The organism is Micromonospora sp. NPDC005252, assembly GCF_042872475.1.
Lineage (GTDB): Bacteria > Actinomycetota > Actinomycetes > Mycobacteriales > Micromonosporaceae > Micromonospora.
In genome coordinates, this window is record NZ_JBIAKN010000002.1 from 669454 (window position 1) to 681702 (window position 12249).

Consider the following 12249-nt stretch of genomic DNA (forward strand, 5'->3'; position numbering starts at 1 on the left):
CCGCTGACCGGTGCCGGCGTGGATGGCCTGCTCACGACGTGTCAGGCTAGGGCGGTGAGTACGCCCGACGGTGGGGAGTTGGCGGCCACGCTGCGCCGGATCGAGCGATCGGCGGGAGCGCTGGCCACCGCCAGCGTGGCCCGGATGGACGAGACGCTGCCGTGGTTCCGCGCCCTGCCGGCCGACCAGCGCTCCTGGGTGATGCTGGTGGCTCAGGCGGGCGCCCGGTCGCTGGTGCAGTGGCTGCGCGACGGCGGCGGCACGGCGGACAGCACCCAGGAGGTCTCCGACGAGGTGTTCGCCGCGGCACCGCAGGCGCTGGCCCGGTCGATCACCCTCCAGCAGACGGTGGCACTGATCAAGGTGACCATCGACGTCGTCGAGGAGCAGGTGTCGCAGCTGGCCGCCGAGGGTGAGGAGCAGCTGCTGCGCGAGGCGGTGCTGCGCTTCTCCCGGGAGATCGCGTTCGCCGCCGCCCGGGTGTACGCGCGGGCCGCCGAGTCGCGCGGCGCGTGGGACGCCCGGTTGCAGGCCCTGCTGGTCGACGCGCTGCTGCGCGGTGACTCGCCGGACGTCCTGGCGAGCCGGGCCGCCGCGCTGGGCTGGGCGGACGCGCCGCCGGTCGCGGTGGCGGTCGGCCGCTCCCCCGGCGGCGAGGTCTCCGCCGTGCTGCACGTGGTGTACCGGCAGGCGCGGCGGATCGGCGTCGAGGTGATCGGCGGAGTGCACGGCGACCGGTTGGTGATCGTCCTGGGCGGCGCGGCGGATCCGCTGAGCGCCACCGGCAAGCTGCTGGACGCGTTCGGTGACGGCCCGGTGGTGGTCGGTCCGGCCGTACCCAGTCTGGATGAGGCGACGGAGTCGGCGCGGGCCGCGCTGTCCGGTTTCCGGGCGGCGCCGGCATGGCCGACCGCCCCCCGGCCGGTGCCGGCCGCGGACCTGTTGCCGGAGCGGGCCCTCGCCGGCGACGCGGAGGCGCGTCGCCGGTTGCGCCACGACGTGTACGCGACGCTGGTGCGCGCCGGTGGCGAGCTGCTGGAGACCCTGGACGCCTTCCTGGCCGCCGGTGGCACGCTGGAGAGCGCGGCGCGGGCGCTGTTCGTGCACCCGAACACGGTGCGCTACCGGTTGCGCCGCATCGCCGAGGTGACCGGCTTCTCGCCGCTGTCGCCCCGGGACGCGTTCGCCCTCCAGGTGGCGTTGACCGTCGGTCGACTGGATCCGGTGGTCCCGGTGGTCACGGCGGTCCCGACCCAGACATTGACCCCGGCCGCCCGGAAATCCGCCCAAAGCAGTGATGATCCTCGCCGATCTTTGTGAGAAACCTCCAAAGGTTCTAGTGCGGTTTGGTGGGCCTCGGCACAGCGCTACCCACGCGTATCCGGGAGAGTCATAGGCGTGCTCGCCGTACTTAGTCCCGGCCAGGGTTCCCAGAAACCCGGCTTCCTGACCCCCTGGCTCGACCTGACCGGCACCGAGGCGCGACTGCGCTGGTGGTCGGCGCTGGCCGGGGTGGACCTGGTGCATCTGGGCACCGCCGCGGACGCCGACGAGATCAAGGACACCGCCCGCACCCAGCCGCTGCTCGTCGCGGCGGCGCTGCTCGCCGCCGAGCACCTGCCGCTGGACGGCGTGACGCTCACCGCCGGCCACAGCGTCGGCGAGCTGGGCGCCGCGGCGGTGGCCGGGGTGCTCTCGGCCGAAGCCGCGCTCACCCTCGCCGGGATCCGGGGCCGGGAGATGGCGGCCGCGTGCGCGCTGGAGCCGACCGGAATGGCGGCCGTGCTCGGTGGCGACCCGGACGAGGTGCTCGCCGCGATCGCCGCGCACGGGCTGCACCCGGCCAACCGCAACGGCGCCGGCCAGATCGTCGCCGCCGGCGCGCTGGACGGGCTGGACAAGTTCGCCGCCGACCCGCCGGCGAAGACCCGCGTCATCCGACTCCAGGTGGCCGGCGCGTTCCACACCCCGTACATGGCCCCGGCCGAGACCGCGCTGGCCGCGGTCGCCGCCGGGATCGCCCCCGCCGACCCGGCCCGGATCCTGTTGTCGAACCTCGACGGCACCGCCGTCACCGACGGCCAGGAGCTGGTGCGCCGGCTGGTCCGCCAGGTCACCGCCCCGGTGCGCTGGGACCTGTGCATGCGCACGCTGGCCGAGCGCGGGGTGACCGGCGTGATCGAGCTGCCCCCGGCCGGCACCCTCGCCGGTCTGGTCAAGCGGGAGCTCAAGGGCGCGGGCGCCCCGGAGATCGTCACCCTGAACACCCCGGACGACCTGCCGGCCGCACGGGACCTGATCGCCCGCCACGGCACGCCGGGCCAACCGCTCGCCCCCATCGGAGGACACTCATGACCGGCAGTCGCATCGTCTCGATGGGGCACTACCAGCCCTCCCGGGTGGTGACCAACGACGACATCGCCCAGCTCGTGGACACCAACGACGAGTGGATCCGCGACCGGGTGGGCATCGTCACCCGGCGGATCGCCGACGGTGAGACGGTGGCCGACATGGCCGCCGCGGCCGCCGGCAAGGCGCTGGCCAACTCGGGGCTCACCGCCGCCGACATCGACCTGGTCGTGGTCGCCACCTGCTCCTCGATCGACCGCAGCCCCAACGTGGCCTGCCGGGTCGCCGCCAAGCTGGGCATCGCCGCGCCGGGCGCGTTCGACGTCAACACCGCCTGCTCGGGCTTCGCGTACGCCCTGGGCACCGTGGATCACGCCATCCGGGCCGGGGCGTCGCGCAACGCGATAGTCATCGGCGCCGAGAAGCTGTCCGACTTCACCGACTGGACCGACCGCTCCACCTGCATCATCTTCGGTGACGGCGCGGGCGCCGCGGTGGTCACCGCCACGGCCGAGGACGAGCCGGCCGGCATCGGCCCGGTCGTCTGGGGCTCCGTGCCGGAGAAGAGCGACGCGGTCCGCATCGAGGGCTGGCGCCCGTACATCCAGCAGGAGGGGCAGGCGGTGTTCCGCTGGGCCACCACCGCGCTCGCGCCGCTGGCCCTGCAGGCGTGCGAGCGTGCCGGGGTCGACCCGTCGGAGCTGGCCGCCTTCGTGCCGCACCAGGCCAACGCCCGGATCATCGACGGCATCGCCAAGCGGCTCAACATCCCCAACGCGATCATCGCGAAGGACATCGTCGAGTCCGGCAACACCTCGGCGGCGAGCGTGCCGCTGGCCCTGTCGAAGCTGGTCGAGCGCCGGGAGGTGCCGTCGGGCGCCCCGGTGCTGCTGTTCGGCTTCGGCGGTGGCCTGACCTACGCCGGTCAGGTCGTCCGCTGCCCCTGAAACCCCCTCGGGCGCATACGCGTCGAGGAGTGGCGGTCGGCGACGCCGGCCGCCGGAGACCCCCTATGAGAGGAACCAACCGCAATGACCCGTGACGAGATCACCACCGGCCTCGCCGAGATCCTCGAAGAGGTTGCCGGGGTGAACCCGGACGACGTGGCCGAGGGGAAGTCCTTCACCGACGACCTCGATGTCGACTCGCTCTCCATGGTGGAGGTCGTGGTGGCCGCCGAGGAGAAGTTCGGCGTCAAGATCCCGGACAACGAGGTGCAGAACCTCAAGACCGTCGGGGACGCCGTCAGCTTCATCGAGGCGCAGTCCTGATCATGAGTCGTCCTGACGTCGTCGTCACCGGGCTCGGCGCGACGACCCCGCTTGGCGGGGACGTCGCGTCGACCTGGGACGCCATGCTCGCCGGCCGCTCCGGGGTGAGTGCCCTCACCCAGGAGTGGGCCGCGCAACTGCCGGTCCGGATCGCCGCCCAGCTGGCCGTTGAGCCGTCCGAGGTGCTGGACCGGGTCCGACTGCGCCGGCTCGACCGCTCCGAGGCGATCGCGATCATCGCGGCGCAGCAGGCCTGGGCGGACGCCGGCCTCGCCGACTCCGGCCTCGACGGAGAGCGGCTGGCCGTCAGCGTCGGCTCCGGCATCGGCGGTGCCACCACCCTGCTCGCCCAGGACGACATCCTGGAGGCGTCCGGGCCGCGGCGGGTTTCCCCACACACGATCCCGATGCTGATGCCGAACGGTCCGGCCGCCTGGGTCGGGTTGGAGCTGGGCGCCAAGGCCGGCGTGCACACCGTGGCCAGCGCCTGCGCCACCGGCGCGGAGGCGATCGCGCTCGGTCTGGACATCATTCGCGCCGGCCGGGCCGACGTGGTGGTGGCCGGCGGCACCGAGGCGGTCATCCACCCGCTGCCGATCGCCGGCTTCAGCTCGATGCGGGCCATGTCGACCCGCAACGACGACCCGGAGCGGGCCTCCCGCCCGTGGGACACCGGCCGCGACGGCTTCGTCCTCGGTGAGGGCGCGGGCATCGTGGTGCTGGAGCGCGCCGACCACGCCGCAGCCCGCGGCGCTCGGGTGTACGCGCGCCTCGCCGGCGCCGGCATCACCTCCGACGCGTACGACATCGTGCAGCCGCACGCCGAGGGTGAGGGCGCCATCCGGGCCATCGCCCGGGCGATCGCGGACGCGGACATCGCCAAGCGGGACATCGTGCACGTCAACGCGCACGCCACGTCGACCCCGGTCGGCGACATGCTGGAGATCGGCGCGCTGCACAAGGCGCTCGGCGACCACCCGGTGCTGGCCGCGACGAAGTCGATGACCGGTCACCTGCTCGGTGCGGCCGGAGCGCTGGAGTCGATCGCCACGATCCTGGCCATCCGCGACGGCGTCGTCCCTCCGACGATCAACCTCGACGACCCGGAGCCGGGCCTCAGCCTGGAGGTCGCCGCGCACAAGGCACGCCACATGGAGATCCCCGCCGCGCTGAACAACGCGTTCGGCTTCGGCGGCCACAACGTGGCGCTGGTCTTCGCACGACCGTGAGACAGCGGCCGTACGACGGCCGATCTGCGGGTTTACCGAAGGGCCCCCTGAGCAAGGGGGCCCTTCGGCACGTTCAGCCCCGGTTGCGGGGATGCTGCTTGGCGGTGCGTTCGTTGCCGTGGCGGTAGTTGCCGGTCCAGCGGGCCATCACCAGTTGCGGGTCGTCGTCGACCTCGGCGAGGAACTCCGCCGCCCGGGCGCCGCGCAGCGTGCCCGCCACCCGGCCGTGATGCGTGATCACCACCGTGCCGTCGGCGCGCTGGTCGTAGCGGAAGCCCTGTGCGGTTGCCATGACAGCGAGGCTGCCAGGTCGACGCCCTCGCCGGCGACGCGATTTCCGACCTGCGGGCCCCGGCGGAATCAGGCGCCGCAGGTGGTGGCGGGCAGGCCGGGCACAGCCACCGGGGACCGACCACCCGGGCGGGCCTTGCCGGCCAGCACGGCGGCCAGGGCGGTCATCGACGACCGACTGGAGGAGTACGTCGCCAGCAGCGTCGGCGACGTGGCCTTGGCCAGCACGTACGGGGTGTCCATGGCGACGGTGACCGCCGCGTCGGCGCGCAGGTCGCTGTCGCCGTCGCCGTAGCCGACCAGGTGCACCACGGTCCCGCCGCTCGGCTTCACGGTCACGCCGGCCTTGGTCAACGCGGCGGTGAGCGCCGCCCGGGTGCCGTCGCGGCCGTCGGAGGAGGTGACGGTGACGGGCCCGTGCACCGCTTTGCCGCAGGCGCCCCGCAGCACGGTGACCGCGCCGGCGGCCAGCGCGTCCGCCGCCGCCCGGTGCGCCGGGCTGTTGAGCGTGGACATCGGCTCGGTGGGGGCCGTCGCCAGCCGGAACTTCATGGTCAGCACCCGGGTGACCGCGTCGACCAGCCGGGCCCGGGGCAGCGAGCCTCCGCGCAGGGCGGCGAGCAGCCCGTCGTACGCCTGGCCGACGTTCGGGGTCATGAGGATCAGGTCGTTGCCGGCGTTCAGCGCCCGGACGGCGGCCTCGCCGGGCGCCCAGCGCTTCGCCGGCGGCATGTTCATCCCGTCGGTGATCACCACGCCCTGGAAGCCGAGCTGGCCGCGCAGTACGTCGGTGAGCAGCTTGTGGGAGAAGGTCGCCGGGGTGCCCGGGTCGATGGCCTGCGCGTCCAGGTGGCCGGACATCACGGCCATCGCGCCGGCCTCGAACCCGGCGGTGAACGGCGGCCACGCGCCGCTCTGCAGCTCCGCCGCGGACTGGGTGAGCACCGGCAGGTCCTTGTGCGAGTCGTCAGCGGTGTGGCCGTGCCCCGGGAAGTGCTTCAGGGTGGCCGCGACGCCGCTGGCCTGCAGGCCCCGGACCGCGCCGCCGACCTGCGCGGCGGCCTGCTGGGGGTCGGCGCCGAACGACCGCGAGCCGATGACCGTGCTGCGGGTGGCCAGCACGTCGGCCACCGGGGCGAAGTCGACGTTGATGCCCAGCGCGGCGAGTTCGGCGCCGGCGGCCCGCCAGGCGGCCTCGGTCAGCTTCGGGTCGCCGGCCGCACCGGCGGCGAGCGCGGTGGGCAGGATGGTGACCCCGTCGGTGACCCGGGTGACGACGCCGTACTCCTGGTCGGTGCCGATCAGGAAGGGCGCCGGGCCGGCGGCCAGCCGTCCGGCGGCGCCCCGCAGCCCGGTGGTCAGCTCGTGGACCTGCTTGGGGTTGTCGACGTTGGTGGTCTCCTGGTTGCCCTTGGTCGGGTCGTCGGCGCTGAAGCCGACCAGGATCAGCCCGCCGAGCCGGTACTTGGCGATCATCTCGGCGGGGGTGTCGACGCCGGCGAGGGCCTGGTTGCCGGCCGCGGAGCCGGGCGAGACCTTCGTGGCCGAGTCGCCGTACGCGTACGGCATCAGCACCTGCCCGACCAGGTCCTCGTCGGAGAGCGTCGCGACGAGGGCGGCGGCCCGCGCGGCCGGGTCGTCGGCCGGGGTCGCGGCGGGAGCGCTCGGGGCCGCCGAGACGCCGGTCGGACCGGGCGTCGGGTCGGGCCGGTCCGGGGCGCCGGAGCAGCCGGAGACGAGCAGGGCGGTCAGGGCGGCGACGGCGACACCGGCGTGTCGCGGGCGAATCGGCACCCGCCCATCCCACCAGGTTCCCCTTTATCGGGGCAACTTGACCTTACCGGTCGCAGCGCCCGGGAGCGTCTGGCCAGCGGGGCGGTGGCGGAGGTCAGCCGACCCGGGTGAGCAACGTCACCGGCGCCCCGTCCCCGGCGTACCGGTAGGGCTCCAGGTCAGCGTCCCACGCGGTGCCGAGCGCCTTGTCGAGGGCGTGCGACAGCGCCTCGGGGGCCCGGGCGGAGGCCATCAGCGCCCGCAGCCGGTCCTCGCCGAGTTGGATGTCGCCGGCCGCCCCGACCGTGGCCCGGAAGAGGCCTCGGGCGGGCACGTACATGAAGCGCTCACCGTCGGCGCCGGGACTCGGCTCCTCGGTGACCTCGAAACGGATCATGGGCCACTGCCGGAGGGCAGCAGCCAGCTCGGCGCCCGTCCCCGGACGGCCGGTCCACCCGCACTCGGCCCGGCGGGCGCCGGGATCGACGGGCTGAGCCGTCCACTGCAGGTTGACCGGCGCGGCTAGGACGCGCGCGATCGCCCACTCGACGTGCGAGCACACGGCGAGCGGGGTCGAGTGGACGTATACGACGCCACGCGTTGGCACGGTGACCTCCCGGAGAGCGAGGTGCGTCTTCCCCTACGACCTCGTCCACCGGAGTGGTTGCTGCAACACATGATGACTCCTGTGACGGATGGTGCGCCAGGGAATCGGAAAAAACGCCTGCCGGAATAGCCGGACGGGTGGTCTCCGTTGCCTCTCAGGACACCGCGACGACCAGCCTGATGTCGTGGTCCTGTACAGTTCCATCGGCGGCTTCTGCCGCGTTACACCTTCGCGGGCCGACTCAGTGTCACCCGCACACAGCCCCCGGACGTCCAGTCCTCCCGTACGTCTTGCAAGGAGTACCTCCGTGGCGAGCAACACCTCTAAGACCGCGCGCGCGTCCGTCCGGGCCGGCCAGGCTGGCCAGGGTGGCGCCCTCAGCGTGCTGGGCGAGTTCAAGTACCTCATCCCGCTCAACGGCGGCAAGCACGCCTACGTGCGCAACCTGACCAACGGCAAGACCGCGCACCTGCGCACCGACTCCGACGCCTTCGTCGAGGAGATCCGGGTGCTGGCCGCCGCCGGCCACGCCGCCAAGATCCGGGCGGAGATCAACAACCTGGCTGCCGTTCACCCGAACGACGGCTGGGAGGCCACCGAGAAGCGCCTGGTCGCGGCCGGCGTCTTCGAGGGCTGAGCCCTCCCCCACCGCAGCACCAGCAGACCGCCCGCCGGGAGTTCCCGGCGGGCGGTTTCGCGTCCGGCGTGTTCAGGTCGGGTCGAGCAGGGCGACCTCGCCGGTGCTCAGGTCGTAGAGGCCGCCCACCACCGCCACCCGACCAGCCGCGACCGGCCCGGCCAGCAGGTCGTCCGCGCGCAGCGCGTGGACCGTACGCCGGACGTGCCGGCGGATCGCCTGGGGATGCACCGCCGGGTCGTCGAGCCCGGCCTCGGTGACCGCCGGGGCGATCTCGTCGATCAGGTAAGCGAGCGAGCCGCCCGGCCGCTCCCCCGATCGCAGCGCGTCCACCGTCGCTCCCACCGCCCCGCACCGCTCGTGTCCGAGCACCAGCACCAGCGGCACGCCGAGCTGACCGACCACGTACTCGATGGAGCCGCACACGGCGCGGTCGAGCACGTGCCCACCGGTACGGATCACGCAGATCGCACCGAAGGTCTGGTCGAAGATCGCCTCCAGCGGCACCCGCGAGTCGATGCAGCCGAGCACCACCGCGTACGGCTGCTGGTCCCCGGAGGCGGCCGCCGCCGCGGCGGTGACGTCGTGGCCGTGCACGGGTTGGCCGCTGACGAACCGCCGGTTGCCGGCGAGCAGCTCGGCGAGCGCGGCGCGGGGCGTACCCCCGGCCTGCCGCCCCTGTCCCGCTACCTCCATGCCGTTCAGCTTGGCTCGCCGCCGACGGTCACGGGCGGGGTCGGGAATGTTCGCCCGGCGCGATTGGCGTGGCGTCCCGGCGGGTAGCCGGTGTTACCGCCGGGTATCCCGGTGCTGATGAGGCCGGGGCGGCCCGGGGAGGTGGCGATGCCGGAGCGGTTCGAGGTCGGGATGCCCGACGACGTACGACTGCACGTGGAGGTCACGGGGCCTGCGGACGCCCCGGTCACGGCCGTCCTGCTGCACGGCTGGACGCTGGACGGGCGCAGCTGGCACCGGCAGGTGGACGCGCTGACCGCCTCGGCCGGCGACGCGGTGCGGGTGGTCACCTACGACGCGCGCGGCCACGGTCGGTCCAGCTGCATGGCGTTGCCCACGGCCACCCTGGCCCAGCTCGGCGACGATCTGGCCGCCGTCCTCGACGCGGTCGCGCCGACCGGTCGGGTGGTCCTGGTCGGGCACTCGATGGGCGGAATGACGATCATGGAGTACGCGCACCGCCACCCCGGCCACTTCGCCGCCCGTACGGCCGGCCTGGTCTTCGTCTCGACCACCGCCGAGGGGCACACGCACACCGTCTACGGGCTCTCGCCGCGCATCGCCCGGCTGATCCGGCTCGCCGAGACGACGGGCGCCGGTGTCCTGGCCCGGTGCGGTTCGTGGCGCGCGCCCCGGGCGCTGCTGAACGCGTTGCAACCGAGCATCCGGTGGATGCTCTTCGGCGACCGCTGTGATCCCTCCGACATTCGGCTGGTGACCTCGGCGGTGGCCCGCGCCTCGCTGCGCTCGATCGGCGGCTTCCGCGCCTCGATCGGCGCCCAGCGCCGGCTGGACACCCTCACCGCGCTGGCCCACCTGCCGGCCGCCGCCCTGGTCGGTGACCGGGACCGGCTGACCCCACCGCCGTGCGCCGAGTCGATCGCCGCCGCCCTGCCGGCCACCGAGCTGACCGTCTGTCCGGGTGCCGGACACATGCTGATGATGGAGCGCCCGGACGAGGTGAACGCCGCGCTGACCGGCGTACTGCGTCGGGTGCTCGCCGCGCCGGCGCGCGACGGGCACGACGCGAGCGCGACCGGGACGGGTCGCTGAGCACGTTCCCGCACCTCGGGCGCGAAGCCCCGGGCCCGGGGCCGTACCCTTCTGCGGTTGGCCCGCGCGGTTCGCGCCGTCTGCCGGCGACATCGAAGGAGCGTGCGTTGACCGACCAGACCGCCCTGGAGCAGGAGATCGCCGTCGAGCAACGGCACCTCGACCGGGTGTACGCCCGACTGGCCGAGCTGCGCCAGTCCGCGGTTCGGGCCGAACGGGACGGCTACCGGATGGCCCGGGTCGGCACGTTCGGCGCGCTGGTCGAGCGCGACGCGATGGTCTTCCACGCCGCGCAGCGACGGCACACCCTCGACGCCGAGCACGAGGGGCTGGTCTTCGGCCGTCTGGACCTGCGCGACCGGCAGGTGCTGCACGTCGGGCGGCTCGGCATCCGCGACGAGGACGCCACCACGCTGGTCGTCGACTGGCGCGCGCCGGCCGCCTCCGCGTTCTACCAGGCCACCCCGGCGCAGCCGCTGGGCGTGGTGCGTCGCCGCACCATCTCCTCGCGCGCCGAGCGGGTCACCCGGATCGAGGACGACCTGCTGGACCCGACCGCCGCGCCGGAGGGGATGACTGTGGTCGGTGACGGCGCGTTGCTGGCCACCCTGTCCCGCGCCACCGGTCGGGGCATGCGCGACATCGTGGCGACGATCCAGCGGGAGCAGGACGAGGCCATCCGGTCGCCCGGTTCCGGGGTGACGATCGTGGCGGGCGGTCCGGGCACCGGCAAGACGGCGGTCGCCCTGCACCGGGCGGCCTTCCTGCTCTACTCCGACCGCAGCCGGTACGCCGGCGGGGGCATCCTGGTGGTCGGGCCGTCCACCGTCTTCGTCGAGTACATCGCCTCGGTGCTGCCCTCGCTCGGTGAAGACACGGCGACCCTGCACTCGCTGGGCAGCCTCTTTCCGGGAATGACCGCCACCCGCGCCGACCCGCCCGAGGTGGCGGCGGTGAAGGGCTCGCTGCGGATGCGCCGGGTGCTGGAGCGCGCAGCCCGCGACGCGGTGCCGGGCGGCCCGGGTGAGCTGCGGCTGCTCTACCGGGGCACGCTGCTGCGGCTGGACCGGGCCGAGCTGGACCGGATCCGGGACCGCGCGCTGCACCGTGGCGCCCGGCGCAACGAGGCACGCCGGGCCGGCTTCGACGGGGTGTTCGCCGCGCTCTGGGCGCAGGCCCGGGCGGTGGGCATCACCCGGCTGCCCGAGCACCGGGCCTTCGAGGGCGAGATCGCCGAGCGGCCGGAGTTCCGGGAGTTCCTCAAGGCGTGGTGGCCGCGCCTGCACCCCCGACACGTGCTCGGCTGGCTGGCTCGCCCGGATCGGCTGCGTCGGTACGCCGGCGGCATCCTCTCCGGCGCGGAGATCAGGCTGCTCACCGCCGCGTACCAGAATCTGGACACCGCGGGCCTGACCATCGCGGACGTGGCGTTATTGGACGAGTTGGACGCGCTGCTCGGCAAGCCCATGCAGCCGGCGCGGGCCCGCCGTGACCCGTTCCAACTCGCCGGCGGCGTGCGCGAGCTGAGCACCGCCAGCGACCGGCAGCGGGCCGCCCGCGCGGCGGCCCGGGAGCGTCCGGAGGACTACCGGGAGTACGCGCATGTGGTGGTGGACGAGGCGCAGGACGTCTCGCCGATGCAGTGGCGGATGGTCGGGCGGCGCGGCCGCCTGGCCTCCTGGACCGTCGTGGGCGACCCGGCGCAGACCGCGTGGACCGGTGATCCCCAGGAGCTGACCCACGCCCGGGACCAGGCGCTGGGCCGTCGCAAGCGGCACGATTTCACGCTCACCACCAACTACCGCAACTCGGCGGAGATCTTCGCGGTGGCGGCGGCGGAGATCCGCCGGCTCTACCCAGACCTGTCGCTGCCGACCGCCGTCCGCTCCACCGGGATCGACCCCGTCGAGCTGGTGGTGCCGCCCGCCGGGCTGGAGACCGCGGTCGTGGAGGCGGCCACCGGCCTGCTGGCCGAGGTGGACGGCACGGTCGGGGTGATCACGCCGGTCACCCGCCGCGACGAGGTCGCCGGTTGGCTCGGCTCACTCGGCGCGGCGCGGCTGCAGGTGGTGACCAGCCTGGAGGCGAAGGGCATGGAGTACGACGGGGTGGTGCTGGTCGCCCCGAGCGAGATCCGGGCCGATCCGGGCTCCGGCGTACGAACGCTCTACGTGGCGCTCTCCCGGGCCACCCAGCGGCTCACCACCATCGACCCGACCGGCTGACCTGCGGGTTGCCGTGTCGAAGGGTGGGCCGGTCCGTACACTTGCATACATAGCGATGTGAGCATACATTTGACCGGGT

12 protein-coding genes are annotated in these 12249 nt (G+C 73.9%); 8 read left to right on the plus strand and 4 right to left on the minus strand.

Annotated elements, in window-relative coordinates; translation table 11 throughout:
- Positions 1-18 precede the first annotated feature (18 nt).
- The 5 genes from ACFYPH_RS08875 to fabF all read left to right on the plus strand — a co-directional run bounded on the left by ACFYPH_RS08875 (position 19) and on the right by fabF (position 4849).
- Positions 19-1320, plus strand: coding sequence for a helix-turn-helix domain-containing protein (locus tag ACFYPH_RS08875; protein ID WP_354859469.1), 1302 nt, complete (start codon positions 19-21; stop codon positions 1318-1320).
- Positions 1321-1398: 78 nt separating this feature from the next.
- Positions 1399-2355 (plus strand): ACP S-malonyltransferase, encoded by a 957-nt coding sequence (locus ACFYPH_RS08880; protein ID WP_354859468.1) that lies wholly within the window; start codon positions 1399-1401, stop codon positions 2353-2355.
- Positions 2352-3296 (plus strand): beta-ketoacyl-ACP synthase III, encoded by a 945-nt coding sequence (locus tag ACFYPH_RS08885; protein ID WP_354859465.1) that lies wholly within the window; start codon positions 2352-2354, stop codon positions 3294-3296. The genes ACFYPH_RS08880 and ACFYPH_RS08885 overlap by 4 nt, the downstream gene beginning before the upstream one ends.
- Before the next feature lie 84 nt (positions 3297-3380).
- Complete coding sequence (locus tag ACFYPH_RS08890; protein ID WP_007463517.1) at positions 3381-3620, plus strand: acyl carrier protein; 240 nt, start codon at positions 3381-3383, stop codon at positions 3618-3620.
- Between the two features lie 2 nt (positions 3621-3622).
- Positions 3623-4849, plus strand: coding sequence for a beta-ketoacyl-ACP synthase II (fabF, locus tag ACFYPH_RS08895; RefSeq protein ID WP_387180298.1), 1227 nt, complete (start codon positions 3623-3625; stop codon positions 4847-4849).
- Between the two features lie 73 nt (positions 4850-4922).
- Here fabF and ACFYPH_RS08900 read toward each other — a convergent pair whose 3' ends face one another.
- The 3 genes from ACFYPH_RS08900 to ACFYPH_RS08910 all read right to left on the minus strand — a co-directional run bounded on the left by ACFYPH_RS08900 (position 4923) and on the right by ACFYPH_RS08910 (position 7520).
- Positions 4923-5141 carry a hypothetical protein gene (locus ACFYPH_RS08900; protein ID WP_354859460.1) on the minus strand — a complete coding sequence of 73 codons (219 nt, stop codon included), beginning with the start codon at positions 5139-5141 and terminating at the stop codon, positions 4923-4925.
- Between the two features lie 68 nt (positions 5142-5209).
- The gene (locus tag ACFYPH_RS08905) at positions 5210-6934 is read right to left on the minus strand and encodes a glycoside hydrolase family 3 protein (protein WP_387180301.1); all 1725 of its coding nucleotides are present in this window, start codon (positions 6932-6934) and stop codon (positions 5210-5212) included.
- 94 nt (positions 6935-7028) lie between these two features.
- Complete coding sequence (locus ACFYPH_RS08910) at positions 7029-7520, minus strand: DUF3145 domain-containing protein (protein WP_007463525.1); 492 nt, start codon at positions 7518-7520, stop codon at positions 7029-7031.
- A gap of 307 nt (positions 7521-7827) precedes the next feature.
- On the opposite strand from ACFYPH_RS08910, the gene ACFYPH_RS08915 reads away from it, so the two are divergent.
- Positions 7828-8157: a hypothetical protein gene (locus ACFYPH_RS08915; protein WP_007463527.1), complete on the plus strand. Its 330-nt coding sequence runs from the start codon at positions 7828-7830 to the stop codon at positions 8155-8157.
- A gap of 72 nt (positions 8158-8229) precedes the next feature.
- Here ACFYPH_RS08915 and ACFYPH_RS08920 read toward each other — a convergent pair whose 3' ends face one another.
- Positions 8230-8853, minus strand: coding sequence for a carbonic anhydrase (locus ACFYPH_RS08920; RefSeq protein WP_355135125.1), 624 nt, complete (start codon positions 8851-8853; stop codon positions 8230-8232).
- Positions 8854-9000: 147 nt separating this feature from the next.
- Here ACFYPH_RS08920 and ACFYPH_RS08925 point away from each other — a divergent pair, with 147 nt between their 5' ends.
- Both ACFYPH_RS08925 and ACFYPH_RS08930 read left to right on the plus strand, forming a co-directional pair.
- On the plus strand, positions 9001-9945 hold the full coding sequence (locus ACFYPH_RS08925) for an alpha/beta fold hydrolase (RefSeq protein ID WP_387180306.1): 945 nt from the start codon (positions 9001-9003) through the stop codon (positions 9943-9945).
- A gap of 107 nt (positions 9946-10052) precedes the next feature.
- Positions 10053-12170, plus strand: coding sequence for an AAA family ATPase (locus ACFYPH_RS08930; protein WP_354859449.1), 2118 nt, complete (start codon positions 10053-10055; stop codon positions 12168-12170).
- Positions 12171-12249 lie beyond the last annotated feature (79 nt).

Excerpts from the sequence above, each read along its gene's own strand:
- ACFYPH_RS08925 (WP_387180306.1), top strand. The coding sequence starts at position 9,001 with ATGCCGGAGCGGTTCGAGGTCGGGATGCCCGACGACGTACGACTGCAC.
- ACFYPH_RS08885 (WP_354859465.1), top strand. The coding sequence starts at position 2,352 with ATGACCGGCAGTCGCATCGTCTCGATGGGGCACTACCAGCCCTCCCGG.
- ACFYPH_RS08900 (WP_354859460.1), bottom strand. The coding sequence starts at position 5,141 with ATGGCAACCGCACAGGGCTTCCGCTACGACCAGCGCGCCGACGGCACG.
- fabF (WP_387180298.1), top strand. The coding sequence starts at position 3,623 with ATGAGTCGTCCTGACGTCGTCGTCACCGGGCTCGGCGCGACGACCCCG.
- ACFYPH_RS08890 (WP_007463517.1), top strand. The coding sequence starts at position 3,381 with ATGACCCGTGACGAGATCACCACCGGCCTCGCCGAGATCCTCGAAGAG.
- ACFYPH_RS08920 (WP_355135125.1), bottom strand. The coding sequence starts at position 8,853 with ATGGAGGTAGCGGGACAGGGGCGGCAGGCCGGGGGTACGCCCCGCGCC.